Here is a 25004-nt window from a genome sequence, read left to right on the forward strand (position 1 = left end):
GCTGTTCACAAGAAGGAGCCGGCCGTGCTGGTATTACTTGGATTCGCCATGATCGCGGTATTCATGGTGCTGATCATGACGAAGAAGTTGACGCCAGTGCTGGCGTTGATCATCGTCCCCACTGTTTTTGGTCTTTTTGCGGGCGCCGGCCTGGGCATCGGAGACATGGTGATGGACTCCATGAAGTCCATGACCTCCACCGCAGCCCTGCTCATGTTCGCCATCATCTACTTCGGCCTGATGATCGACGTCGGGCTCTTTGATCCGCTGGTCCGGTTCATCCTCCGGAAGCTGGGGAACGACCCCGCCAAGGTTGTCCTGGGAACCGCCATCCTCGCCGCCGCCGTATCCCTGGACGGCGACGGCTCCACCACCTTCATCCTCACCACCGCCGCGATGCTGCCGATCTACCTCCGGCTGAAGATGAGCCCCGTGGTCCTCACCTGCGTGGCGGGCCTGGCCAACGGCACCATGAACATCGTGCCGTGGGGCGGCCCCACCGCCCGTGCAGCCACCGCCCTGAAGATCGACGTCAACGACGTCTTCGTCCCCATGATCCCGTCCCTCCTCGCGGGCATCACCGTCGTCATGGCCTTCGCGTGGGTCCTCGGACTGCAGGAGCGCAACCGCCTCCGCGCCACCCAGCCTGAAATCTGGGCCGTACCGGAAACTGCTGAAGCGTTCGACGGCGGCGCGCCGGTGGGCGGCAGCGGCAGCTTGGGCAACGCTTCAGGCCGCGGACGCAAGGCGGGAAACCCCGGCGGAGCAGCCCCCGCCGTCGGAAGCTCTTCCGTTGCAGTCCTGGAACGCGCCGAAGCTCCCGCGGACGCGCAGGACGCCGGGCTGGCGGACACGGCCCTGGACCCCAACCGCGCCACGCTCCGGCCCAGGCTGTTCTGGTTCAACCTGGTCCTCACGGTGGCCGTGATGGGGATGCTCATCGCCGACCTCGTGCCCCTGCCGTACGTCTTTATGGTGGGCTCGGCCATCGCCCTGCTGGTGAACTTCCCCCGTGTCAAGGACCAGGCCACGCAAATCGTGGCCCACGCGCCGTCGATCGTTGCCGTGGTCAGCATGGTCATGGCTGCGGCAGTGCTTACCGGCGTCCTGACCGGTACCGGCATGGTGGAAGCGATGTCCGCGTGGCTGGTGCAGATCATCCCGTTCAGCATGGGCCCGCTCATGGCCGTCATCACCGGCGTCCTCAGCATCCCCATGACGTTCTTCATGAGCAACGACGCCTTCTACTTCGGCGTCCTGCCGGTCCTGAGCGAGACCGCCGGCCACTACGGCATCAGCGCTGCGGAAATGGCCCGGGCATCCATCACCGGCCAGCCCTTCCACATGCAGAGCCCGCTGGTTCCCGCCATCCTGCTCCTGGTCTCGCTGGCGAAGGTGGACCTCGGCGACCACCACAAGAAAGTCCTGTGGCGCAGCGCGGTGGTGTCCCTGGTCATGCTGGGAATTGGCATGCTGACTGGAGCCATCGGAATCGGTTAGTCTGTAGTTGCCGTGTGCTGCCCCTTGTGGGTGGCACCACGGTATGAAGGTGCCCGTCTGACGCCCGCTGGGGGTCGTCAGACGGGCATCTCCGTTTCCCCACTAGAATGGATCGGAAATCAATTCAAACTTTGCAGGGGAGATCCATGGCTGCGATCAACCGTGACGATGTTGCGCACCTCGCGCGCCTCGCTCACATTGAGATGAGTGCTCAAGAGCTGGACAGGATGGCCGGAGAACTCGCCGTCATCGTTGATTCGGTCAAGTCGGTCAGCGAAGCCGCGGGGGACGATGTCCCGGCAACCTCGCACCCGATTCCGCTGGCCAACGTGTTCCGCGAGGACGTGGTGGGCCACACCTTCACGGCGGAACAGGCACTCTCCGGCGCGCCGGACTCCGATGACAACCGTTTCAAGGTCCCGGCAATCCTGGATGAGGCATAACCCATGACTGACACCAACACACTCATCCGCCTCTCCGCCGCCGAGCTGGCCGAAAAGCTCGCAGCCGGCGAGGTCACCTCCGTCGAGGTCACCCAGGCGTACCTCGACCGGATCGCCGAGGTGGACGGCGGCGCACGGGGCGTCAACGCGTTCCTGCACGTCAACGCGGAGGAGGCGCTCGCCGTCGCCGCCGAGGTGGACGCCATCCGCGCCGCCGGCGGAGCCGAGGCCGAAGCCCTGCATGTCCTCGCGGGCGTGCCCATCGCCGTGAAGGACCTCATCGTCACGGTGGGCCAGCCCACCACCGCGGGATCGAAGATCCTCGAAGGCTGGCACAGCCCGTACGACGCCACCGTCGTCGAGCGCCTGCGCGCCGCGAAGATGCCCATCCTGGGCAAGACCAACCTCGATGAGTTCGCCATGGGCTCCTCCACGGAGCACTCCGCTTTCGGTCCCACCCTCAACCCGTGGGACCTGGACCGGATCCCCGGCGGTTCCGGTGGCGGCTCCGCTGCCGCCGTCGCTGCCTTCGAGGCCCCACTGGCCCTTGGCACCGATACCGGCGGGTCGATCCGCCAGCCCGGCGCCGTCACCGGCACTGTGGGCGTGAAGCCCACATACGGCAGCGTGTCCCGCTACGGGGCCATCGCCATGGCGTCCTCGCTGGACCAGATCGGGCCGGTTTCCCGGACTGTCCTGGACTCCGCGCTCCTGCACCAGGTCATCGGCGGGCACGATCCCCGCGATTCCACCTCGCTGCCGGACCCGCTCGCCGACCTCGTTGCCGCTGCGAAAACGGGCAATGTTGAGGGCCTCCGGATCGGCATCATCAAGGAACTCCACGGCGAGGGCTACCAGGCCGGCGTCGAAAACCGCTTCAACGATGCCCTGGAACTGCTCAAGGAGGCCGGCGCGGAAATCGTTGAGGTGTCCTGCCCCAACTTCCAGTACGCCCTGGGCGCCTATTACCTGATCATGCCTTCCGAGGCGTCCTCCAACCTCGCCAAGTTCGACGGCGTCCGGTACGGCCTGCGCGTCCTCCCCGAGGAGGGCCCCATGACCATTGAACGCGTCATGGCTGCCACCCGCGCCGCCGGTTTCGGCGACGAAGTGAAGCGCCGCATCATCCTGGGCACCTATGCGCTGTCCGCCGGCTACTACGACGCCTACTACGGTTCGGCCCAGAAGGTCCGCACCCTGGTACAGCGCGATTTCGACGCCGCCTTCACCGTGGCGGACGTCCTGATTTCGCCCACGGCCCCCACCACGGCCTTCCGCCTTGGCGAGAAGCTGGACGATCCGCTGGCCATGTACCTGAACGACGTCGCCACCATCCCCGCCAACCTTGCCGGCGTTCCCGGGCTGTCCCTGCCGGGCGGCCTGGCGGACGAGGATGGGTTGCCCGTGGGCATCCAGCTGCTGGCCCCTGCCCGCGAGGACGCCCGCCTGTACCGGGTGGGCGCCGTCCTGGAATCGCTGCTCGAGGCGAAGTGGGGCGGCCCGCTGCTGGCGCAGGCCCCGGCCTTGGCGGCCTCCGCGGTTGAGCCCGTCGAAACCCTTGTTGGAAGCCAGGAGGCAAAATAATGAACACTGACGCAGTCCTGAGCTTCGAAGAGGCCATGGAGAAGTACGATCCCGTCCTGGGGTTCGAGGTCCACGTGGAGCTCAACACCAAGACCAAGATGTTCTCCTCCGCCCCGAACGTGTTCGGCGACGAGCCCAACACCAACGTCAACGAAGTGGACCTCGGGATGCCCGGCGTCCTGCCGGTGGTGAACAAGGCCGCGGTGGAGTCCTCCATCAAGATCGGCCTTGCCCTCAACTGCAAGATCGCCGAGTCCTGCCGCTTCGCCCGGAAGAACTACTTCTACCCGGACACCCCCAAGAACTTCCAGACGTCCCAGTACGACGAACCCATCGCGTATGACGGCTACCTGGATGTCGAGCTGTCTGACGGAACTGTGTTCCGGGTGGAGATCGAGCGCGCCCACATGGAGGAGGACGCCGGCAAGCTGACGCACATGGGCGGGGCCACTGGCCGCATCCACGGCGCGGACTTCTCCCTGGTGGACTACAACCGCGCCGGCGTGCCGCTGGTGGAGATCGTCACCAAGCCCATCGAGGGCGCCGGTTCCCGCGCGCCCGAGCTGGCTAAGGCCTACGTGGCGGCAGTCCGCGAGATCGTCAAGAACCTGGGCGTGTCCGACGCGAAGATGGAACGCGGCAACGTGCGCTGCGACGCCAACGTGTCGCTCCGCCCGCACGGCCGTGAAAGGTTCGGCACCCGGTCCGAGACCAAGAACGTGAACTCGCTGCGCGCCGTCGAACACGCCGTCCGCTACGAGATCCAGCGCCATGCCGCCGTCCTGGACGCCGGCGACCCTGTCATTCAGGAGACGCGCCACTGGCACGAGGACACCCGCACCACCACGTCCGGCCGTGCCAAGTCCGACGCCGACGACTACCGCTACTTCCCGGAGCCGGACCTGGTCCCCGTTGTTCCGTCCCGCGAATGGGTCGAGGAGCTCCGGGCCACCCTGCCCGAGCCGCCGGCCGCCCGCCGCAAGCGCCTCCAGGCCGACTGGGGCTACTCGGACCTGGAGTTCCGAGACGTCGTGAACGCCGGTGTGATGGACGAGATCGAGGAAACCATCGCCGCCGGCGCTTCGGCATCGGTTGCCCGTAAATGGTGGATGGGCGAGATCGTGGGCCGCGCCAAGAACGCCGACGTCGACCCCGGCCAGCTGGGTGTCCAGCCCGCCACCATAGTGGAGCTCGCCCGCATGGTGGAAGCCGGCAAGATCAACAACAAGATGGCCTCCGAGGTGCTGGACGGCGTCCTCGCCGGCGAGGGCACCCCTGCGGAGATCGTGGAGAAGCGCGGCCTGGCCGTGGTCTCCGACGACGGGCCCCTGCTTGAGGCCATCGACGCCGCACTGGCTGCCCAGCCCGGCGTCGCGGACAAGATCCGCGGCGGCAAGGTCCAGGCGGTCGGCGCGATCGTGGGCGGGGTCATGAAGGCCACCCGTGGCCAGGCTGACGCCGCCCGGGTCCGCGAGCTGATCCTGGAGAAGCTGGGCGTCACCGTCTAGCCCTCCCACCCCAACTGGGTAGCGCTAAGTGTCGTTTTGACCGCCCATAACGACACTTAGCGCTACCCAGTTTTGTTTTAAGTACTCAGGTGCCTGTGCCGCGAAAGTACTTATGTTCACTGGCCGGCCGCGGTCCTACACTGAAGCGCAGGGCACCGCTCCGGGCACAACCAGGCCCTGCCGGTGCCGTGGAGGATGCTGTGGGAGGAGCAACATGTCCGTCCGGGACCCGTTGAAGATTCGCAAGGCCGTGCTGGCGGGCGCTGTGGCCCTGACCCTGACTGGGGCTGGGGTGGCCATCGCCTGGGCCGCCGACTCGCCCCCACCTTCCCCGTCGCCGTCGCAGTCCGCGCCCGGGCGGTCGGACCGGCCGGCCAAACCGGACAAGTCCCAGCGACCGCAGCACCTGCACAGCGAGGGGGTGGTCAAGAAAGCTGACGGCACCTTCCAGACCGTCCTCGAGCAGCGCGGCACAGTGGACGCTGTCAGTGACAGCTCGATTACCGTCAAGAGTGAGGACGGCTACTCGCAGACCTACGCGGTCAACGCCGAGACGAAGATCAAGCTGGTGCCGGCACCTTCTGCAGACGGCTCTTCGGCAACGCCCGACGGCGGCAAGCGGCTTAAGCCAACCGACGGGACTATCGCGGACATCGCCACCGGGAGCACGGTCCGGATCTCCGGGGTCAAGAACGGGGACCAGGCCACGGCGGAGCGGATTGTTGAGGGTACCGGTGACCATCCGGGACTCGGGCTGGGCCGGGGCCACGAAAAAGGCCACGGCATGGGGCACGGCAAGGGGCACGCAAAGTAGGTAGCGCCAAGTGTCGTTTTGGGGCTCCAAAACGACACTTAGCGCTACTTAGTTGGGTCAGCCCCGGTCCACGAGCCCGGCCATGATCTCCTGCAGCGCCTCGGACACAACCATGACAGAACGGCGCTTCAGGTTTTCCGGCCGGGCCAACAGGTCGATCCGGCGCCGGGTGCTGATTCCCGCCAGCGGCCGGAGCACGATGTCCGGGTTCAGCACCGGGCCCGCCGTGTACCTGGGAAGCAGGCCCACCACTCCGCCGGCGGCAACCAGTGCCGCCACCGTGGAGTAGTCGTTGATCCGGTGGACGATGTTCAGCTCACGGCTGGAAACCGCGGCGACGGCGGACAGCACGTCGGCGGGGGAGTACCCTGTGTGGCTGGTCACCCAGGCCTCGCCGCCCACGTCGTCGGCCGTCACCGCAGCCTTGGCCGCGAGGGGATGCCCGGCCGGCAAGGCCACATCCAGCGGTTCGTGCGCCAGCGGGATCACCGACACCCGCTCTGCCGGCCAACGCGGACTGTGGTCCATCCGGTGGGCCAGGACCAGGTCATACCGGGCGGTCAGGGCGGGGAAGTCCTGCTGGGCCACGTCTTCATCTGACAGTTCGATCCGCGGCTGGCCCGGAGCATCAAGGATCCTGGCCAGCGGCGCGAACACCGCCTGCCCCGCGCTGTGGAAGCCGGACAGTGTGACCCTTCCTGCCGCAGTATCGTGATAGCCGCCGATGGCAGCACGCGCCTCGGCCATGGCACTGACGACGGCGGCCCCCGCGTCGGCCAGTACCTGGCCTGCCTCAGTGAGGACCAGGTTGCGGCCCTCCTTGCGCGTCAACGGCACGTCGATGGTCCGCTGCAGCAGCGCCAGTTGCTGGGAGACAGCGGACGGGGTGACCATGAGGGTGTCGGCCACTGCCTTGACGCTTCCCAGCGCCCCGAGCTCCCGGAGGATTTCAAGCTGGTGGATCTCCATCACGCCAGTCTACGCATTAGAAAAGCTACATCGTCGATTGAGAATTTCGTTGTTGTGCTAAAGCTTCTGCCTCGCTGTAATGGGGAGGGCAGCACCTGCCGCTGACACAGGAACAAGAGTGAGGAAGCCGATGAAGGCTTTGTACAAGGCCGGCCCACAGGCGGGCTTCGAGCTGGTGGAGCGCCCGGAACCGCAAGCCGGCCCCGCGGACGTGAAGATCCGGGTCATGACCACCGGGATCTGCGGCACCGACCTGCACATCCAGTCCTGGGACTCGTGGGCGCAGGGGATCATCGAAGCACCCCTCATCCCCGGCCACGAGTTCTACGGCGAAGTGGTGGAAGTCGGCGAGGACGTCCGGGACGTCAAGGTGGGCGACCGGGTTTCCGGCGAAGGCCATGTTGTGTGCGGAATCTGCCGCAACTGCCGCGCCGGCAGGCGGCAGATGTGCATCCACACCGTGAGCGTAGGCGTCCAGCGGGATGGTGCGTTCGCCGAGTACGTGGTGATCCCGGAAACGAACGTCTGGGTCCACCACGATCCGTCCGTCACCCCGGAACTCGGTGCCATCTTCGACCCCTTCGGCAACGCCACGCACACTGCGCTGAGCTTCCCGCTGGTGGGCGAGGACGTACTCATCACCGGTGCCGGGCCCATCGGCCTGATGGCCATCGCCGTCGCCCGCCACGCTGGCGCCCGCAAGATCGCCATCACCGACGTGTCCCGGCCCCGGCTGGACCTCGCCCGCCAGCTCGGCGCCGACCTGGCCATCGACGTCTCCACCACCCGCGTCCGCGATGCCCAGCGCAGCCTGGGCATGCGGGAGGGGTTCGACATCGGGATGGAGATGTCCGGCCACCCCGGCGCACTGCCCGAAATGATCGACAACATGAACCACGGCGGCCGGATCGCCATGCTGGGGCTGCCCAGCCAGGACATCATCATCGACTGGGGCAAGGTGGTCACCCACATGCTCACGCTCAAGGGCATCTACGGCCGCGAAATGTATGAGACCTGGTACGCCATGAGCGCCATGCTCTCCTCCAACCCCGTACTGCACGCGGGAATTTCCGCCGTCGTCACTGACACCCTGCCTGCCGGCCAGTGGGAAAAGGGCTTTGACCTTGCCCGCAGCGGCGCAGGTGGCAAAGTTGTCCTGGACTGGACCCAACTCTAAGGAACGCCATGTATACCTCCATCAAGGACCAGCTCCGCACCGAGCTGGAGGACATCCGCAGCGCGGGCCTCTTCAAGACCGAACGCAGCATCAGTTCCCCGCAGTCCAGCCACATCACCGCCGGACAGATTGGGCAGCAGGGTGCTGATGTCCTCAACTTCTGCGCCAACAACTACCTCGGCCTGGCGGACCATCCGGACATCATCCGCGCGGCCAAGGACGCCATGGATGAGCGCGGCTTCGGCATGGCCAGCGTGCGGTTCATCTGCGGCACCCAGGACCTGCACCTGGAACTCGAAGCCCGCGTTTCCCGGTTCCTGGGCACAGAGGACACCATCCTGTTCTCCAGCTGCTTTGATGCCAACGGCGGGGTCTTCGAATCCCTTTTCGGGCCGGAGGACGCCATCATCTCCGACGCCCTGAACCACGCGTCCATCATCGACGGCATCCGCCTCTGCAAGGCACAGCGCTACCGTTACGCCAACCAGGACATGGCGGACCTGGAGGCGAAGCTTGTTGAGGCGAAGGATGCCCGCCGCAGGATCATCGTCACGGACGGGGTCTTCTCCATGGACGGGTACCTGGCTCCGCTTGAGGCCATCTGCGGCCTCGCCGAGAAGTACGACGCCATGGTGATGGTTGACGACTCGCACGCCGTCGGCTTCATGGGCGCCACCGGTGCCGGCACGCCCGAACACGCAGGGGTATCGGACCGCGTCGACATCTACACCGGCACATTCGGCAAGGCACTGGGAGGCGCGTCCGGAGGCTATGTATCCGGCCGTGCGGAAGTGGTGGCCATGCTCCGGCAGAAGGCCCGCCCCTACCTCTTTTCCAACTCGGTGGCCCCGGCGATCGTCGCTGCCACCATCAAGGCCCTGGACCTGGTGGAGAACTCGGCGGACCTGCGGCGCACGCTCTTCGAGAACGCGGCCCTGTTCCGCCGCCGGATGACGGAGGAGGGCTTTGACCTCCTGCCGGGCGAGCATGCCATTGTTCCGGTCATGTTCGGCGACGCCGTCCTGGCAGCCAAGGTGGCTGACCGGATGCTGCAGCATGGCGTCTTTGTCACCGCGTTCAGCTTCCCGGTGGTTCCGCGGGGTGCCGCGCGGATCCGGGTGCAGCTTTCAGCTGCGCATTCAGCGGACGACGTCGAAGCCTGCGTGCGTGCCTTCGTCGCCAGCCGTGCCGGGGTGGCAGGCTAAAGACACGAAACACCGGGCACCAACTCTGCGAGGATGGAGAAATGGCAGCACATTACGATGTCCTGATTGTGGGCGGCGGCATTGCCGGCCTGTCCCTGGCGTCCGCGCTGGCCGGCAGCTGCAGCGTGGCGCTGGTGGAGGCGGAGCAGGAGCTGGCATACCACACGTCGTCCCGCTCGGCCCGCCAGTTCATCCCCAGCTACGGACCCCCGGTTGTCCAGGAACTGACGGTGCGGACCCTCGAGCTGATTGCCGCCCGTGATGCCGAGCTGCCTGAACCCGTCCTGGCGCCGCGCAGTTTTATGCTGATTGGCTCCGAGGACGCAGTGGCAGCCGAAGCCAGCGGGCACATGCAGCGTATTACCCCTGCTGAAGCCCTGGAGCTGTGTCCGGCGCTGGTCCCCGGCACATTCGAAGCGGCAGGACTGGACTCCGGCTCCTTCGGCTGCAACGCGCCGCTGCTCCTGGACGACCACCGGCAGCGAGCTGCGGCTGCCGGGGCGGACATCATCACGGGCGCCAGGGTGCACACCGCGCAGCGCCTCGGCTCCGGCTGGCAGGTGGGGGCCGGGACGGAGGGTTTCCAGGCTGGCGTCCTGGTCAACGCGGCCGGCGCCTGGGCGGACGAACTCGCCGTCATCAGCGGCGTGGAGAAGCTCGGGCTGCAGCCGTACCGGCGCACTGCGGCGATTGCCGCCGTCGAACGTCCCCTGCCTGAGCACAGCCCCATGGTGGCGGCAGCGGACAACACGTTCTATTTCCGCAGGGACGGCGACGACGTCCTCATCTCGCCGTCGGAGTCGGAGCCGAGCGGGCCGGAGGACGCCCGTCCCCGGCCGGGAGACATTGAGCGACTGGTGGACAGGCTGAACCGGCTAACCAGCCTTGGAATCAAGGACATCCGCCGGGCGTGGACAGGGCTGCGGACAGAAGCGGCCGACGGCGTCCCGGTGGCAGGATTCGACGCCGAAGCGCCCGGCTTCTACTGGCTCGCCGGCCAGGGCGGCTACGGTTTCCAGACCTCTTCAGCCATGGCTGAGCTCGCGGCAGCCCAGATCCTGGCCGGCAAGGGCGGTGCGGACGAGGCGGCGGGAGGCGCTGGCGCGGCGGGGACGGGTCCGGCATCCCGGACAGCGCAGGCGCTGGCGGCCACCCGCTGGTCCGTCCGGCGCTGAAGAATGGCTGTATGAGTACGCTGATCACCAATATCGCCGAGCTGATGACGCAGGACCTGGAGCACCGGGTCCTCAAAGACGCCGCCGTGGTGATTGAAGGCGAACGGATCTCCTGGATCGGTGGTGCAGCGGATGCTCCCGCCGCGGATGACGCCGTCGACGCCGGCGGCCGGGCCCTCCTTCCCGGCTGGGTGGACTCCCATACCCACCTGCTGTTTGCCGGCGACCGGACGGCAGAGTTCGAGGCCCGGATGGCGGGGGAATCCTACTCGGCAGGGGGGATAGCCGTGACCATGGGCGCCACCCGGGCCACGTCCGATTTCGACCTCACGCGCCTGGCGCTGGGCCGCGTGGGCGAAGCTGTTTCGCAGGGGACCACCTACATTGAGACGAAGACCGGCTACGGCCTGGACGTCGAGCACGAGGCCCGGAGCGCGCGCATCGCGTCCACAGTGGCGGACCAGGCCACCTATCTGGGGGCGCACCTGGTCCCCGCCGGGCAGGACGCTGACGACTACACAGACCTCGTGTGCGGCCCCATGCTCGCCGCCGTCCGGCCATACGTGCAGTGGGCCGATGTGTTTTGCGAGACGGGGGCGTTCACGGCGGAGCAGTCCCGCCGGGTCCTGCTGGCCTGCCGCGATGCAGGGTTGGGACTGCGCGTCCACGGAAACCAGCTCAGCGAAGGACCCGGCATCCAGCTTGCCGTGGAACTGGACGCCGCCAGCGTGGACCACGTGAACTACCTCGCCGACAAGGACGTGGACGCACTGGCCGGAACCTGGGCCGGCTGGGATGCCGGCAGCGGAGCAGGCCGCCGGGGAACCGTGGCAACGTGCCTGCCCGCCTGCGACCTTTCCACGCGCCAGCCGCTTGCGCCCGCGCGGGAGCTGCTGGATGCGGGCGTGCAGGTGGCCCTCGCCTCCAACTGCAATCCGGGCACGTCCTACACAAGTTCCATGGCGTTCTGCGTCACCACGGCGGTGCTGCAGATGCGGCTCAGTGTCCATGAAGCCGTCCGTGCTGCGACGTACGGCGGCGCCCTCGCCCTGCACAAGGACCAAGGGCACGACGCCGACGGCGAGCGTGCGGTGGGGTCGATTGCCGTCGGCCACCGCGCGGACCTGCACCTGCTGAACGCTCCCTCGGCCACGCACCTTGCCTACCGGCCCGGCATGCCCCTGACGTACGCTGTATGGCGGGCTGGCCGCCGGATACGGTAACCGCACCCCTTAACTGACGTAAGTTGATCATAAGGGTTCTGTTATGATCAGAAAACGTCATCAAAGCCGGTGGCGGGAGCGTTTGGAGGCCTTGCATGACCCGCACCGACCGTCTGACGGCAATCCTTGACCTCCTGGCCAAGACCGGCCAGGTGGAGGTTGAAGAGATCGTCACTACGCTCAATGTATCGCCTGCCACCGCGCGGCGGGACCTGGACAGCCTTGCCAAGCGCCGGCTGCTCACCAGGACCCGGGGCGGCGCCACCACCGGAGCCCTTGCCTACGACCTGCCGGGCCGGTACAACCGTGACGATCACGCTGAAGCCAAGGAACAGATTGCCCAGGCGGCTTCGGCACTGATTTCCCCCGGGGCCGTGATCGGTCTGTGCGGCGGCACCACCAGCACGGCCCTGGCCCAGATCCTGGCCACCCGCGAGGATCTCAACGCGCCGTCCAACCAGCCCACCCTGACAGTGGTGACCAACGCCATCAACATCGCGGGGCAGTTGGCGGTCCGGCCCAACATCAAAGTCATGGTCACCGGCGGCGTCCTCAACCCCCGCTCGTACGAACTGGTGGGGCCATACACGGACATCATCATGCAGAAGGTGGTGCTGGATATCGCCTTCATCGGCGTCAACGGGATTGATCCCGAAGTGGGGCCCACGAACACGGGGGAGGGGGAGGCCTCGGTCAACGCCCTGCTCGCCAGCAGGGCGCGCGTGTCCTACGTGCTGGCTGACTCCTCCAAGGTAGGGGTGCGTGCCTTCGCCACCATGGACGGGTATAACTTCACCCGGCTGATCACCGACGCTGGAATTTCCGCCCGGGACAAGGCGGCGTTCGAGGCCAACGGCACTGAAGTGATCGTCGCCGGCGGCTGACGCACGGGGATCGGGCGCGCGCCGGGCCACACTGAGCGTCCGGGGACACTTGAAGGCCAATCAGCCCGGATCCAGAAACTGCAGGCAAGATGGGAACATGTTTGTTCCCTCCCGCCGCCGCCTCAGGTTCGAAGTCTGGATCGTGTTGGGCCTGTCCCTGGGCCAGTCCGCCGTGTACTCGGTAGTGCAGCTCCTGGACAAGATGACTCGGGCGCCGCTGGCTGAGGGCACCTCCACGCTGAACCGCTCCCAGAGCACCCGCGAGTACTTCGACCTGACCTACCAGTTGCTGGACATCATTTTTGCGCTGGTGCCGGTGCTGCTGGTGATCTACTTCCTGACCGATCACCGGCAGTCCGGCTCCAGCGACGGCCACCCGCGGTCAGCCTTCCAGAAGCTCGGGTTCAACTTCGCGCGCCCCGGCCGGGACCTGGTGCAGGGGCTGGGGCTGGCGGCACTGATCGGCATCCCGTCCCTGGCTCTGTATGCGGCAGGCCGGGCGCTCGGAATCACCACCGCCATCATCCCCAGTGCCCTGGACGCTTACTGGTGGACGGTGCCGGTGCTGATCCTGTCCGCGATGCGCCATGCGGTGGTGGAAGAGGTCATTGTGGTGGGCTATCTGATGGACCGCTTTGGAAAGTTCGGCTGGAGCGTGCCGCTGTCCATCCTGGCGAGTTCGCTGCTGCGCGGCAGCTACCACCTGTACCAGGGGTTTGGGCCCTTCATCGGCAATTTTGTAATGGGCGTCGTCTTCGCATGGCTGTACACCCGGACGCGGCGGGTGATGCCCCTGGTGATCGCCCATGCCCTGCTGGACATCGTGGCGTTCGTTGGCTTCAGCCTCTTTGGCAAGGCCGTGGGCTTGGGGTAGGTGTAATTCCCGCTGGGGCGCGCAAGACGACGGCGGCACTTTGTGCAGACGCGGCCGAAAGCACCCTGGTGGTGGTTGAGCGGTCGAAACCGTGTCCTGTCAGGCGGGCGGGGCGTGAAGGATGCGCGTCAGGGCGTCTTCTCCTGGGGACAGCCCTGCGTAGGCGAAATCCATGCAGTCTTCGATTGATCCCAGACGCTTCAATTCCGCATTCCGTTCCGGCCAGTGTGGTGGTTCCCAGTCTTGGTGTTCGCTTGTGTAGTGGCGGCCGGTGGGTGAGGTCCAGCCGGGTGGTCCGGTTGTGGTGGCGGGGGTGGGTTTCCAGCCGCTGGTGTGGCGGAGCTTGTGGTGTTTTGGGCAGGGCTGGCCCAGGTTGCTGATCCCGGTGGTGCCGCCTTGGTGCCAGGCGAGGAGGTGGTCGGCCTCGTTGTCCAGGGAGCTGTTGCTGCAGCCGGGGAAGGGGCATTTTCCGTCCCTGAGCCTGAGCCAGGTCCGCATCGCCTTGGTTACCCGGTAGCTGGTGCGGCCGATTTCCAGTGGTGCCCCGTCCCGCGGGTCAACCAGGACCCGGTGGAACGAGTCCGCCCCGCCGGCAACGAGGTCCCGTGCCATCGAGGCCGGGATGGGGCCGTGCCCGTCCAGCACCGCGGGCTCGTCCGTGAGGCCCATCAGGGAGAACACGGGCACGGTGACCAGCACCTCGGCCCGGGTACCGCTGCCCCCGCTGTTGCCGCTGGTGGTGCCGCTGGTGAGAAGTGCTTCGGCGAAGGTGTCTGCCCGGAGCTGGGACAGGGTGCGGGCCTCGTCCGGTCCCTGCATCCCCCGGGAGATGGCGGTCAGCCGGTTCCAGGCGGCTGCGGCGTGGTGGGCGGGCAGGTAGGCGGAGAGCCAGGCCATGCCGTCCTGGTCCGGCCGGTATTCGACCCGCCGGTCAGCCACACCCTTGGCGTGCCGCTTCTCGATGGATTCGGCGTGGTGGCGTTCCCGCCATGTCCGGGCTTTGGCCCGGAACCGGTACGCCGGCATCTGGCCAATGGCGGCGGCCGTGCCCGGTTGTGGTGTGTGCTGGTCCAGGAAGTAGGCTTCCAGGGCGGCGGCGCCAGCGGGGTCAAGGGTTGCGGCCTCGTCCACCATGACTGTGGCGTGCTGCCAGGAGATTGTTCCGTTGTGCAGGGCTGCGAGGGTGCGGGGCAGGGAGCTGGTCAGGGCGTGGGACCGGGCCAGCAGGGCGCCCGCGGCACGGTCCCCGATGGCCATGACACAGCTGATCTCGGCTGCGATTGCCATTTCCTGCGCCTGCACCGGGGCGTCCGGCGGAGCGGCCGCACGGGCGGTGCCCGCGTACGTCCCCGCAGCGTTGGCCACCAGACCCGCTATCCGGGCCTGGACCCCGGCGGCCCCGGCAAGGATCTCCAGGCACCCATCAGCCAGCCCGGCCAACGGGTCAGCTGCCGAAAACGGCTCCGAACCGCACCCAACCGCCTCCGCCCTGAGCACAGCAACAGCCGCGTTGATGTCCTCAAACGCCTTCGCCACCGCCGCTTTCCCCATACCAATATGATCGCGGGAGGGTACGACATTTAACCGCGGGCCATCGGGTCCAAAGTCGCTGGAACATGGATTCGGCCGCCATCGGCAGGTGACGCCGTTGTCACATGCTGATGGCGGCCGAAGACCAGGGGGCACCGGGCCACACGCCGTGCCGGGCTTACCGGGACGGCAATCAAGGGGGCGTCAGATGGTGACTGCTCCGTTGCCGGTTTCGAAGGTCACCGAGAGGATCCCGGGGGTTCCGTGCGGCGCCACCCACTCCACAGCAACGTCCTCCAAGGGCTTCTCGACGGGTTCGCCCAGCCATTCCGTCACCCGGGCCGCGGAACCGGCAATGGTAAGGCAGCTCATCTTGACGTTGCTCTCGTAGGCGTTGGAGGGGTGCAGGGACGGGTCCCCTTCCCACTTGAGCATGTAGGGAACCTGGGGGTCGGCAATCAGGCCCAATATGCCGATCTGCTTCCAGACCAGCTCACGGCCGTCAGGGAACTTGCGGTTTCCGTTGACCGCGGAGCGTCCCAGCCGCTCTTCAAAGGGGGCGAGGTCGTCCACTTCGACGCACCAGCCCATCCAGCCGCCGCCCGCGGCAGACCGTGCACGCACAGCCTGCCCGAAGGGTGCCTTGTCAGAAGCGGGGTGGTCCAGGACCTCCACTACCTCGAGGTATTTGTGCCCCGCGAGCGGGATGATCATATTCCGGGTTCCGAACCGCGGGTGTACCCCGCCCTTCACTGCCTCAACGCCGAGGGCAGAGGAAATACGTTCGGTGGTGGCAGCCAGGCCATCGTGTTCACAGGCGTAAGAGACGTGATCCATGCGCATGCCAACATCTTGGCACTTTGTGATCGGCCTCTCAGCTAAGGGTACCCTTACTCGGAATTTCCATCGGCGGCACCTGATTTCAGCCGCTTCCGGCGCGGAAATCCGGGGACCATGTTCGTCATAATCCTGTCCGGCGCGGCGTGCGCGTTCCTACACTGGGTTCAGGTCATGAGTGCCAGCTCCAAGCCCCGGCTCGCTGGCCGGCAACCCTCCATCCGCGGTGGGGTGCCCCGGGTGAGGACCTGGCTGTCCGGCAACGGCCGGGTGGCAAGCGCGGCCCGCGGTGCTTCAAGCATGACGGGCCCATGTCAAAGGAGCCTTAGTTGTCCAACGGATGGTCTTTCGAAACCCGCCAGATCCATGCAGGACAGGAGCCGGACAGTGCCACCGGTGCCCGTGCCCTCCCTATCTACCAGACAACATCCTTTGTGTTCCCCAGCGCGGAGAGCGCCGCCAACCGCTTTGCGCTCGCCGAACTGGCCCCGATCTACACCCGCATCGGCAACCCCACCCAGGACGCCGTGGAACAACGGATCGCCAGCCTCGAAGGCGGCCTGGGAGCACTGCTGCTCAGCTCGGGACAGGCCGCGGAAACCTTCGCCGTCCTGAATATCGCCGAGGCGGGGGACCACATTGTTGCCAGCCCCAGCCTGTACGGGGGGACCTACAACCTGTTCGCCCACACCCTGAAGAAGTTCGGCATCTCCGTCACCTTCGTGGCGGACCCGGACAACCTGGACCAGTGGCGGGATGCGGTCCAGCCCAATACCAAGCTCTTCTTCGCCGAAGTGGTGTCCAACCCCCGCCAGGACGTCCTGGACATTGAGGGCGTGTCCGGCGTTGCCCACGCGGCCGGTGTGCCCCTCATCGTGGACAACACCCTGTCCACGCCCTACCTCATCCGGCCACTGGAATGGGGTGCAGACATCGTGGTGCACTCCGCCACCAAGTACCTGGGCGGCCACGGCTCCGCGATCGCCGGCGTGATTGTGGACTCAGGCAACTTCGATTTCGGCAAGGACCCGGCCAGGTTCCCAGGTTTCAATACCCCGGATCCCACCTACAACGGGCTGGTGTACGCCAGGGACCTCGGCAAGGACGGTGCCCTGGGCGCCAACCTGTCCTACATCCTCAAGGCCCGCGTCCAGTTGCTCCGGGACCTGGGCTCCGCCGTCTCCCCGTTCAATGCCTTCCTGATCGCACAGGGCCTTGAGACCTTGAGCCTGCGCGTGGAACGGCACGTTGCCAACGCCACGGAAGTGGCGCGCTGGCTGGAAGGAAGGGACGACGTCGAATCGGTCGCCTATGCCGGCCTGCCCTCCAGCCCCTGGTACGAGCGCGGGCGCAAGTACGGTCCCAAGGGGACCGGCGCGATCGTCTCGTTCAACCTCGCCGGGGGAGCCGAAGCCGGCAAGCGTTTCGTGGATGCACTGGAGCTGCACTCCCACGTGGCAAACATCGGCGACGTCCGCTCCCTTGTCATCCACCCGGCGTCGACCACCCACAGCCAGCTCTCCCCTGAACAGCAGGCGGTAGCCGGCGTCACCCCGGGCCTGGTGCGGCTGTCGGTGGGGATCGAGCACATCGACGACATCCTGGCGGACCTGGAAGCCGGTTTCCGGGCCGCCAAGGAGGCAATCGGAGCCTAGCCGGAGGCAGAGGGGCGCAATACACGGAGGCGGGCCGGGGAAGTCACAACCAGTCACACTCTTGGCAGCAGGCAGGGGCTGTTTCGTACACTCGAACCAGGTCATGAGTGCCAGTGACAGCCCCGGCTTGCTGGCCGGCAACCCTCCTTCCGCGGTGGGGTGCCCCGGGTGAAGACCTGGCCTGCCGGTCATTCGACGGCGGGCAAGCGCGTAGAAGAGGTCTTGCCATGACGGTTACCGTCACCCGTACCACCGCTCCCGAACATGGGATTGTCCGTTATGCCCCCATCGGGGGGCTGCAGCTCGAGGCCGGCGGCTACCTCCCGGACGTCGTCCTCGCCTATGAAACGTGGGGCACCCTGAATGAGGACGGCAGCAACGCCGTCCTGATCGAACACGCCCTGACCGGAAGCACCCACGTGACCCGCGGCGACACCGATGAAGAAGGCTGGTGGGAGCAGCTTGCCGGCCCCGGCGCGCCGGTGGATACGGACCGGTTCTTCGTGGTGTCCGTCAACATTGTGGGCGGCTGCTACGGGTCCACCGGTCCGTCCTCGCCCGCGCCGGACGGCAAGCCCTGGGGTTCGCGCTTTCCGCTCGTCACCCTGCGCGACAGCACTGTGGCTGAAGCGCGGCTGGCCGACCAGCTGGGGATCAAGAGCTGGTTTGCCGTGCTGGGAGGCTCCATGGGCGGGGCACGCGCCTTGGAATGGGCCGTCACTTTCCCGGAACGCGTCCAGCGCTGTGCGGTTATCTCGGTGGGGGCAGCCAGCACCGCCGAGCAGATCGCCTTCGCCCAGGCACAGACCCTCGCGATCCGCCAGGACGCGAACTTCAAGGGTGGCGACTACTACGGTGGCCCTTTCCCGGAGGACGGCCTGGCCCTGGCACGGCGCATCGCCCACATCACGTACCGCTCCCCGGGGGAGCTGGATGGGCGGTTCGGCCGCGCGCCGCAGGCCCCCGAGTCTCCCTTCCAGGCTGCACAACTCGCTGCCCGCGGGCGTTACCAGGTGGAGAGCTACCTGGACCATCAGGGCACCAAGCTCGTCCAGCGGTTTGATGCCAACAGCTACATTGCCATCACCGAGGCCCTCATGAGCCATGACGTCTGCCGGGGGCGCGGACCCCTCGAGCAGGCCCTGGCCCGCTCCGAGGCGCGCTTCTTTGTGGCGGCCGTGGATTCGGACCGGCTCTATTTCCCGTCCCAGTCCCGTGAGCTGGCGCGGGCACTCCCGGGGGAGGTGGACGTCCACCTCATTGAGGCGCCCATCGGGCACGACGGTTTCCTCACCGAAATCGGCCAGCTGGGGAGCCAGTTGCGGGAGCACCTTTCGGCATAGGACCGGCCCTCGTGGACAGCCAGATGTGCATTATTGCAGATGGCCTCTGCATGATTCGCCGTTGAGCTCAGCGTTCAGGCGGACCATACTCGTTGGGACCCGGCGGTTCGTGGCCAAAATCACACGTATCCGCCACAGCCTGTCCCAGTGGTGTCGAAGAAGACGCCGAAGGAGTCATCAATGAGTACGGAAAAGTCCGCCGCACGGCGGCCCGAGGAAACCGACGTCAAGGCCTCGGGCCTGAGGAAAGTTGTTACGGCCTCCATGGCCGGCACCGTGGTTGAGTGGTATGAGTTCTTCCTCTACGCCTCCGCCGCCACTCTGGTGTTCGGCAAGATGTTCTTCCCTAATTCCGGAACCGAGCTGGACGGCATCATCGCAGCCTTCGTCACCTACGCCGTCGGCTTCGTCGCCCGCCCCATCGGTGGCATCGTCTTCGGCCACTTCGGTGACAAGTTCGGCCGCAAGCAGCTGCTGCAGCTGAGCATCATCCTGGTGGGTGTTGCCACCTTCCTCATGGGCTGCCTGCCGACATTCGCCCAGATCGGTTACTGGGCACCCGCCCTGCTGGTCTTCCTCCGCTTCGTCCAGGGCTTCGCCGTCGGCGGCGAGTGGGGCGGCGCCGTCCTGCTGGTCGCCGAACACAGCCCGAGCAAGTCCCGCGGCTTCTGGTCCAGCTGGCCGCAGTCCGCGGTGCCCATGGGCAACCTGCTCGCCACCGGCGTGCTGTTCACCCTTTCCTCAACCCTCTCCCAGGAAGCCTTCCTTGGCTGGGGCTGGCGCGTTGCCTTCTGGCTCTCCGCAGTGATCGTCATCATTGGCTACTACATTCGCACCAAGGTCCAGGACGCGCCCATCTTCATCGAGGCCCGCAAGGAAGTCACCGTCGAGCACAAGGGCTATGGCGTCGCAGAAGTCTTCCGCCGCTACCCGCGCGGCGTCTTCACCGCGATGGGCCTGCGTTTCGCGGAGAACATCCTGTACTACCTGGTGGTGACGTTCTCCATCACCTACCTGAAGGTCGTGGTCCAGACGGACACGTCCCGGATCCTGCTTCTCCTGCTGGTGGCTCACTTCATCCACTTCTGCGCGGTACCCCTCGTGGGCAAGATGTCCGATTCATTCGGCCGCCGCCCCGTGTACATGGCCGGTGCCGTCCTCGCCGGAACCTGGGGCTTCTTCGCCTTCCCGATGATGGATACCGCCAACGAGCTGATCATCCTCGCAGCCATCACCATCGGCCTGCTGTTCCACGCACTGATGTACGCCGGGCAGCCGTCCATCATGGCTGAGATGTTCCCCACCCGGATGCGGTACTCGGGTGTTTCCCTCGGCTACCAGGTGACCTCGATCGTGGCCGGCTCGCTCGCGCCGATCATCGCCAGCTCGCTGCTGGGGTCCTTCAAGTCCTCCACTCCGGTGGCGCTGTACCTGCTGGCCGCCTGCATCGTGACCGCCATCTCTGTGTTCTTCCTCAAGGAAACCCGCGGCATCTCGCTCCACGATGTGGACGCGGCCGACGCCCAGGGCACGGCAGACCTGCTCGCCGCCGCCAAGAAGTAGGCAGCCCCCATACGGCCAGGCATCACCCAACTGCCCGGACCTGCCGCAACGCAGGCCCGGGCAGTTGGGCGTCAGCACCACACCTGAAGTGAGGATCCCCATGAAAGCAGCCGTCCTTTACGCCACCGTCCCGTCTGGAACCAGCTACACCGAAGCGCATCCCCTCCGGGTCGAGGAACTTGACCGGCCCGAACCGCGGGCCGGTGAACTGGGCATCACCATCACCTACTCGAGCCTGTGCCACTCAGACCTGTCAGTGGTGGACGGCTCACGCGTTCGGCCCCTTCCCATGGCGTTGGGGCATGAGGCTGTGGGACGGGTTGCCACGGTGGGTGAGGGTGTCACGGACGTTTCCCCCGGAGACCACGTGGTCCTCGTGTTCGTCCCCAGCTGCGGTGCCTGCCGGGCCTGCCGGGCTGGGCGTCCCGCACTCTGCCACCGCGCGGCGGAGGTCAACGGGTCTGGCGACCTCCTGCATGGCGAAGCCCTGCTGCGGACGCCTGCGGGGGAGCGGATCAACCACCATCTGGGGGTTTCGGCCTTCGCCGACTACGCCGTGGTGGCCCGGGAATCAGTGGTGGTCATCGACGACGACGTCCCGGACACTGTCGCGGCAATGTTCGGTTGCGCCGTGCTCACCGGGATGGGCGCTGTCCTGAACACCGCTGCTGTCCAGCCAGGCCAGTCGGTGGCCGTCTTCGGACTCGGCGCCGTCGGGCTTTCGGCCGTAATGGCCGCAGCGCTCGCCGGTGCCTCCTCCGTGATCGCCATCGATCCCAACGAGGGCAAGCACGGGCTCGCCCTGAGGTGCGGCGCAACCGCCGTCGGAACTCCCGACGACGCCCCGCGGCTGATTGCCGAGGCCGCCGGTGACGGAGTGGACACCGCCGTCGAGGCCGTGGGATCAGCGCGGGTCATTGCGTCGTGCCTTGAGCACGTGACGCGCGGCGGCGCCGTGGTCTCGGTGGGACTGCCGCACCCCACCGCGGAACTCACCGTGCCCGCCCTCCAGTTCGCAGGGGCGGGCAAGCGGCTGCTCGGTTCCTACATGGGCGATGCCGTGCCGGACCGGGACATTCCCCTATACCTGCAGTATTGGCGCGAGGGCAGGCTTCCCGTTGAGCTGCTGCACACGGACACCCGGCCGCTTGACGAAATCAACGAAGGCCTCGACGCGCTCGCCGCCGGGCAGGTGGTGAGGCGGCTTTTCCGGGCCTGAGCCGGCTACCGCTCCCGGGCCTAGGTTCAGGGTGCCCGGGCCTTAGGCTGCCAGCACGTCCTGGCGTCCCGCTACTTCCTCCTTGAGGGCGGCAATCACGGCCTGCACGCGGGCGGACCGCAGCGATTCCGGCCTTGCCACCGCCCAGATGGGCACCTGGCGTTCGAAGGCGTCCGCGAGCACCGGAACGAACTCCGGGTTCCCCGCCACCATAAAGTTCGGAAGCAGCCCGATGCCGGCGCCGCGGCGCACTGCCTCCACCTGGGCAAAGATGCTGGTTGCCTGGAAGCTGGACTTCGGCATGGGCAGCTGCGAGGACCGGTGGCCCAGCTCGGCAACCTGGAGGGCCGACTCAACGTAAGAGACGAAGCCGTGCTGCCCCACGCCGTCGGGCGTTTCCGGCAAGCCACGCTCTGCAGCGTAGGCGGGGCTGGCATAGAGCCTGAGGAAGTAATTGGTCAGGAAGATGGCCTGGGCGTTGCTCACGTCGGTGCGGCCCACCACCACCTCCAGGTCCACCCCGGAGCGGTTCTGGCTGACTTTGCGTGTGGCGCTGAGCATCTCCACGTTCAGCATCGGGTGCCGATGCTGGAGGCTGACCAGGGCAGGCGTCACGAATTCGGCGCCGAAGCCGTCCGAGGTGCTGATGCGCACCATGCCGGACAGGGCGTCCCGGTGCTGCCCCGTTACCGCGGCCAGGGACCCGAGCGTTTCCTCGATCGCCTCCGCCGCGGCGACGGCCGAGGCCCCGAGTTCCGTCAACTCCCAGCCGTGCGGGCTGCGCTCGAGAGTGCGGCCGCCCAGTTGCTTGTCCAGGGCGAGGATCCGCCGCGAGATGGTGGTGTGCGTGGTGCCCATCGTCTCGGCGACGGCGTTGAAACGCCCCAGCCGGGCCACGGTTAACAAAATCAGCAGGTCGTCCGGACTGGGAAGCCGTGCCACCGCAAGCCTTTCATTCGTGTGCATCAGTGCACATACTGTCTGTGATTTTTCCCCTTGATTGCACTGTAGCAGGGTGTGATGGTGGACACAGACCTCCCGGCCGCCCTCGGCCGGATGCACAGCAAAGGAGCTAATGCCATGGCAGTCATCGGTTGGATCGGTTTGGGAAACATGGGCGGTTCCATGTCCGGGAACCTCGCAAAGGCGGGGCACGACGTACGGGGGTTTGACCTCAACCCCGCCGCGCTCGCCGCAGCGGAGGCGGGAGGGGTGAAGCCGGTGGGAAGCATCGCCGAGGCGGTGGCGGGAGCGGACGTTGTGTTCACCATGCTTCCAAAGGGCGAGCACGCCAAGGCCGTCTACCTGGGTGCCGACGGGGTGCTGGCGCATGCCGATACGCGCACGCTGCTGGTGGATTCCTCCACCATCGATATCGCCGCAGCAAAGGAACTGCACGACGCCGCTGCTGCCGCCGGCTTCCGCTTCGTCGACGCACCTGTCTCGGGCGGGATGAGCGGTGCCAAGGCAGGCACGCTGACGTTCATGGTGGGCGGTGAAGCAGGCGCCGTTGCCGACGCAACCGAATACATCGGACCGATGGCGGCTAACATCATCCCTACCGGCGGAGCCACCACCGGCCAGGCGGCCAAGATCTGCAACAACCTGATGCTCCTGATCAACCTGGCCTCCACGGCCGAGGGTGCAGTGCTGGCGGACCGGCTCGGCCTGGACAAGAAGGTGTTCTGGGACATCGCCTCCGTGTCCTCCGGGGACAGCTGGGCCCTGCGCACCTGGTACCCCGTTCCCGGAGTGGTCCCCACCGCGGCCTCCAACAACGATTTCGCCCCCACGTTTACCGCCGAGCTGGCGAACAAGGACATCGGCCTGGCCATCAGCGCTGCGGAGGACACCGGAACGCCGCTCGAGATCGGGAAGCACGTGCAGCAGCTTTACCAGCGCCTCATCGACGCGGGCGAGTCCGGCAAGGACTGCTCCATGATCATCAAGCTGGTCGACGGTTCCCTCGACCCGGCCAACTAGAAGCCAGCCAACGAGAAGAGAGACAACCATGCAGACCATTCCGCATTACATCAACGGCAGCCGCGTTGCCGATGCCGAGCGCTTCGGCCCCGTCTTCAACCCTGCCACCGGAGAGCAGGATAAGCAGGTGGCGCTGGCTTCCGCGGCCCGGGTAGAGGAAGCCATCGCTGCGGCCAAGGCAGCGCTGCCGGCCTGGCGGGCAACGAGCCTGGCCAAGCGGACCAACATCTTCTTCCGCGTCCGCGAAATCCTGACCCAGCGCAAGTCCGAACTTGCCGCCATCCTCACCAGCGAACACGGCAAGGTGCTCTCCGACGCGGAGGGGGAAATCTCCCGCGGCCTCGAGAACATTGAGTTCGCCACCGGCCTGTCCCACATGCTCAAGGGGGAGCGCTCGGAGCAGGTCTCAAGCGGCGTGGACGTCCACTCCGTCCGGCAGCCTGTGGGCGTCGTTGCCTGCATCACGCCGTTCAACTTTCCGGCCATGGTGCCGCTCTGGATGATCGGCAGCGCCCTGGCCTGCGGCAATACCGTGCTCCTGAAGCCCAGCGAAAAGGATCCGTCGTCAGCCGTGTTCATCGCGGAAGTCTTTGCGGAAGCGGGCCTGCCTGCCGGCGTGCTGAACGTGGTCCAGGGCGACAAGGGGGCGGTGGACGTCCTGCTTGAACACCGGGACGTCAAAGCCGTCAGCTTCGTCGGCTCGACGCCCATCGCGCAGTCGATCTACAAGCGCGCAGCGGACCACGGCAAGCGCGTCCAGGCCCTGGGCGGTGCCAAGAACCACATGGTGGTCCTGCCGGACGCGGACCTGGATATGGCTGCGGACGCTGCCATCTCGGCAGCCTACGGTTCGGCGGGCGAGCGCTGCATGGCGGTCAGCGTGCTCGTCGCCGTCGGGAACATTGCCGACGACCTCATTGCGGCCATCAAGAGCCGGATGGCCACCCTGAAGATCGGCCCGGGCACGGACCCGGCGTCGCAGATGGGCCCGCTGATCACTGCAGAACACCGGGACAAGGTGGCTTCCTATGTGGCGGGTGCCGAAAACGAGGGCGCCACGGTGGTTGTCGACGGGCGCTCGCAGCAGTTCGATTCAAACGGGTTCTTCATCGGTGTCAGCCTGGTGGACCACGTGAAGCCGGGCATGAAGGTGTACGACGACGAAATCTTCGGCCCTGTCCTGTCCGTGGTCCGCGTGGACACCTACAGCGATGCAGTGCGCCTGGTCAATGACAACGAGTTCGGCAACGGGGTGGCCATCTTCACCCGCGACGGCGGCGCTGCCCGGCAGTTCGAGTTCGACGTCGAGGCGGGCATGGTGGGCGTCAACGTGCCCATCCCGGTGCCGGTGGGCACGTTCTCCTTCGGCGGCTGGAAGAACTCGCTGTTCGGGGACACGCACATGTACGGGCCGGAGAGCATCCGGTTCTACACCAGGGGCAAGGTGGTCACCACGCGGTGGCCGGACCCCGCTACGTCCGTGATCGACCTGGGTTTCCCGCAGGTGGACTGACGGAG

21 protein-coding genes and 2 riboswitches are annotated in these 25004 nt (G+C 66.7%); of the genes, 17 read left to right on the forward strand and 4 right to left on the reverse strand.

From position 1 onward, the window contains the following. The first annotated feature begins 24 nt into the window (after window positions 1–24). The 5 genes from FHJ30_RS07180 (at window position 25) to FHJ30_RS07200 (ending at window position 5849) form a co-directional block, all read left to right on the forward strand. Window positions 25–1500, forward strand: coding sequence for a CitMHS family transporter (locus tag FHJ30_RS07180; protein ID WP_139028614.1), 1476 nt, complete (start codon window positions 25–27; stop codon window positions 1498–1500). A gap of 146 nt (window positions 1501–1646) precedes the next feature. Further along, window positions 1647–1943 (forward strand): Asp-tRNA(Asn)/Glu-tRNA(Gln) amidotransferase subunit GatC, encoded by a 297-nt coding sequence (gene gatC / locus FHJ30_RS07185; protein WP_139028615.1) that lies wholly within the window; start codon window positions 1647–1649, stop codon window positions 1941–1943. A 3-nt stretch (window positions 1944–1946) separates the two neighbouring features. Beyond that, entirely contained in the window at window positions 1947–3527 is a 1581-nt protein-coding gene (gene gatA, locus FHJ30_RS07190) for an Asp-tRNA(Asn)/Glu-tRNA(Gln) amidotransferase subunit GatA (RefSeq protein ID WP_139028616.1), read from the forward strand. Then, window positions 3527–5035: an Asp-tRNA(Asn)/Glu-tRNA(Gln) amidotransferase subunit GatB gene (gene gatB, locus FHJ30_RS07195; protein ID WP_139028617.1), complete on the forward strand. Its 1509-nt coding sequence runs from the start codon at window positions 3527–3529 to the stop codon at window positions 5033–5035. The genes gatA and gatB overlap by 1 nt, the downstream gene beginning before the upstream one ends. A gap of 214 nt (window positions 5036–5249) precedes the next feature. Continuing rightward, the gene (locus FHJ30_RS07200) at window positions 5250–5849 is read left to right on the forward strand and encodes a DUF5666 domain-containing protein (protein WP_139028618.1); all 600 of its coding nucleotides are present in this window, start codon (window positions 5250–5252) and stop codon (window positions 5847–5849) included. A gap of 57 nt (window positions 5850–5906) precedes the next feature. On the opposite strand, the gene FHJ30_RS07205 is transcribed toward FHJ30_RS07200, so the two are convergent. Continuing rightward, window positions 5907–6818, reverse strand: a complete 912-nt coding sequence (locus FHJ30_RS07205) for a LysR family transcriptional regulator (RefSeq protein ID WP_139028619.1) — start codon at window positions 6816–6818, stop codon at window positions 5907–5909. A 130-nt stretch (window positions 6819–6948) separates the two neighbouring features. Here FHJ30_RS07205 and tdh point away from each other — a divergent pair, with 130 nt between their 5' ends. The 6 genes from tdh to FHJ30_RS07235 all read left to right on the forward strand — a co-directional run bounded on the left by tdh (window position 6949) and on the right by FHJ30_RS07235 (window position 13356). Next, entirely contained in the window at window positions 6949–7995 is a 1047-nt protein-coding gene (gene tdh, locus FHJ30_RS07210; RefSeq protein WP_139028620.1) for an L-threonine 3-dehydrogenase, read from the forward strand. Between the two features lie 8 nt (window positions 7996–8003). Then, the gene (locus tag FHJ30_RS07215) at window positions 8004–9200 is read left to right on the forward strand and encodes a glycine C-acetyltransferase (protein ID WP_139028621.1); all 1197 of its coding nucleotides are present in this window, start codon (window positions 8004–8006) and stop codon (window positions 9198–9200) included. Window positions 9201–9241: 41 nt separating this feature from the next. Beyond that, the gene (locus tag FHJ30_RS07220; RefSeq protein ID WP_139028623.1) at window positions 9242–10375 is read left to right on the forward strand and encodes an FAD-binding oxidoreductase; all 1134 of its coding nucleotides are present in this window, start codon (window positions 9242–9244) and stop codon (window positions 10373–10375) included. A gap of 11 nt (window positions 10376–10386) precedes the next feature. Further along, window positions 10387–11598 (forward strand): imidazolonepropionase, encoded by a 1212-nt coding sequence (gene hutI, locus FHJ30_RS07225; protein WP_139028625.1) that lies wholly within the window; start codon window positions 10387–10389, stop codon window positions 11596–11598. Between the two features lie 95 nt (window positions 11599–11693). Then, entirely contained in the window at window positions 11694–12482 is a 789-nt protein-coding gene (locus FHJ30_RS07230) for a DeoR/GlpR family DNA-binding transcription regulator (RefSeq protein ID WP_139028627.1), read from the forward strand. A 97-nt stretch (window positions 12483–12579) separates the two neighbouring features. After that, on the forward strand, window positions 12580–13356 hold the full coding sequence (locus FHJ30_RS07235; protein WP_139028629.1) for a CPBP family intramembrane glutamic endopeptidase: 777 nt from the start codon (window positions 12580–12582) through the stop codon (window positions 13354–13356). Between the two features lie 99 nt (window positions 13357–13455). Here the strand turns inward: FHJ30_RS07235 and FHJ30_RS07240 are convergent, their stop codons facing one another. Both FHJ30_RS07240 and FHJ30_RS07245 read right to left on the reverse strand, forming a co-directional pair. After that, complete coding sequence (locus tag FHJ30_RS07240; protein WP_139028630.1) at window positions 13456–14907, reverse strand: HNH endonuclease signature motif containing protein; 1452 nt, start codon at window positions 14905–14907, stop codon at window positions 13456–13458. 183 nt (window positions 14908–15090) lie between these two features. After that, entirely contained in the window at window positions 15091–15729 is a 639-nt protein-coding gene (locus tag FHJ30_RS07245; RefSeq protein WP_104997321.1) for a VOC family protein, read from the reverse strand. Between the two features lie 164 nt (window positions 15730–15893). After that, a riboswitch (SAM riboswitch) is annotated at window positions 15894–16009 on the forward strand. 43 nt (window positions 16010–16052) lie between these two features. Between FHJ30_RS07245 and FHJ30_RS07250 the strand changes: the two genes are divergently transcribed. The 4 genes from FHJ30_RS07250 (at window position 16053) to FHJ30_RS07265 (ending at window position 21503) form a co-directional block, all read left to right on the forward strand. Next, a complete protein-coding gene (locus tag FHJ30_RS07250) occupies window positions 16053–17378 on the forward strand; it encodes a bifunctional o-acetylhomoserine/o-acetylserine sulfhydrylase (protein WP_139028631.1) in 1326 nt (441 codons plus the stop codon). Between the two features lie 99 nt (window positions 17379–17477). Then, window positions 17478–17593: riboswitch (SAM riboswitch) on the forward strand. 12 nt (window positions 17594–17605) lie between these two features. Further along, a complete protein-coding gene (locus tag FHJ30_RS07255) occupies window positions 17606–18721 on the forward strand; it encodes a homoserine O-acetyltransferase (RefSeq protein ID WP_139028632.1) in 1116 nt (371 codons plus the stop codon). A gap of 180 nt (window positions 18722–18901) precedes the next feature. After that, complete coding sequence (locus tag FHJ30_RS07260; RefSeq protein ID WP_139028634.1) at window positions 18902–20284, forward strand: MFS transporter; 1383 nt, start codon at window positions 18902–18904, stop codon at window positions 20282–20284. Between the two features lie 100 nt (window positions 20285–20384). Then, entirely contained in the window at window positions 20385–21503 is a 1119-nt protein-coding gene (locus FHJ30_RS07265; RefSeq protein WP_139028635.1) for a zinc-binding dehydrogenase, read from the forward strand. 42 nt (window positions 21504–21545) lie between these two features. On the opposite strand, the gene FHJ30_RS07270 is transcribed toward FHJ30_RS07265, so the two are convergent. Further along, complete coding sequence (locus FHJ30_RS07270) at window positions 21546–22469, reverse strand: LysR family transcriptional regulator (RefSeq protein ID WP_171058956.1); 924 nt, start codon at window positions 22467–22469, stop codon at window positions 21546–21548. A 114-nt stretch (window positions 22470–22583) separates the two neighbouring features. On the opposite strand from FHJ30_RS07270, the gene mmsB reads away from it, so the two are divergent. Both mmsB and FHJ30_RS07280 read left to right on the forward strand, forming a co-directional pair. Beyond that, window positions 22584–23486 carry a 3-hydroxyisobutyrate dehydrogenase gene (gene mmsB, locus FHJ30_RS07275; protein ID WP_139028637.1) on the forward strand — a complete coding sequence of 301 codons (903 nt, stop codon included), beginning with the start codon at window positions 22584–22586 and terminating at the stop codon, window positions 23484–23486. A gap of 28 nt (window positions 23487–23514) precedes the next feature. Next, window positions 23515–24999 (forward strand): CoA-acylating methylmalonate-semialdehyde dehydrogenase, encoded by a 1485-nt coding sequence (locus tag FHJ30_RS07280; RefSeq protein ID WP_139028638.1) that lies wholly within the window; start codon window positions 23515–23517, stop codon window positions 24997–24999. Window positions 25000–25004 lie beyond the last annotated feature (5 nt).

Source organism: Arthrobacter sp. BB-1 (assembly GCF_006151685.1).
GTDB lineage: Bacteria > Actinomycetota > Actinomycetes > Actinomycetales > Micrococcaceae > Arthrobacter.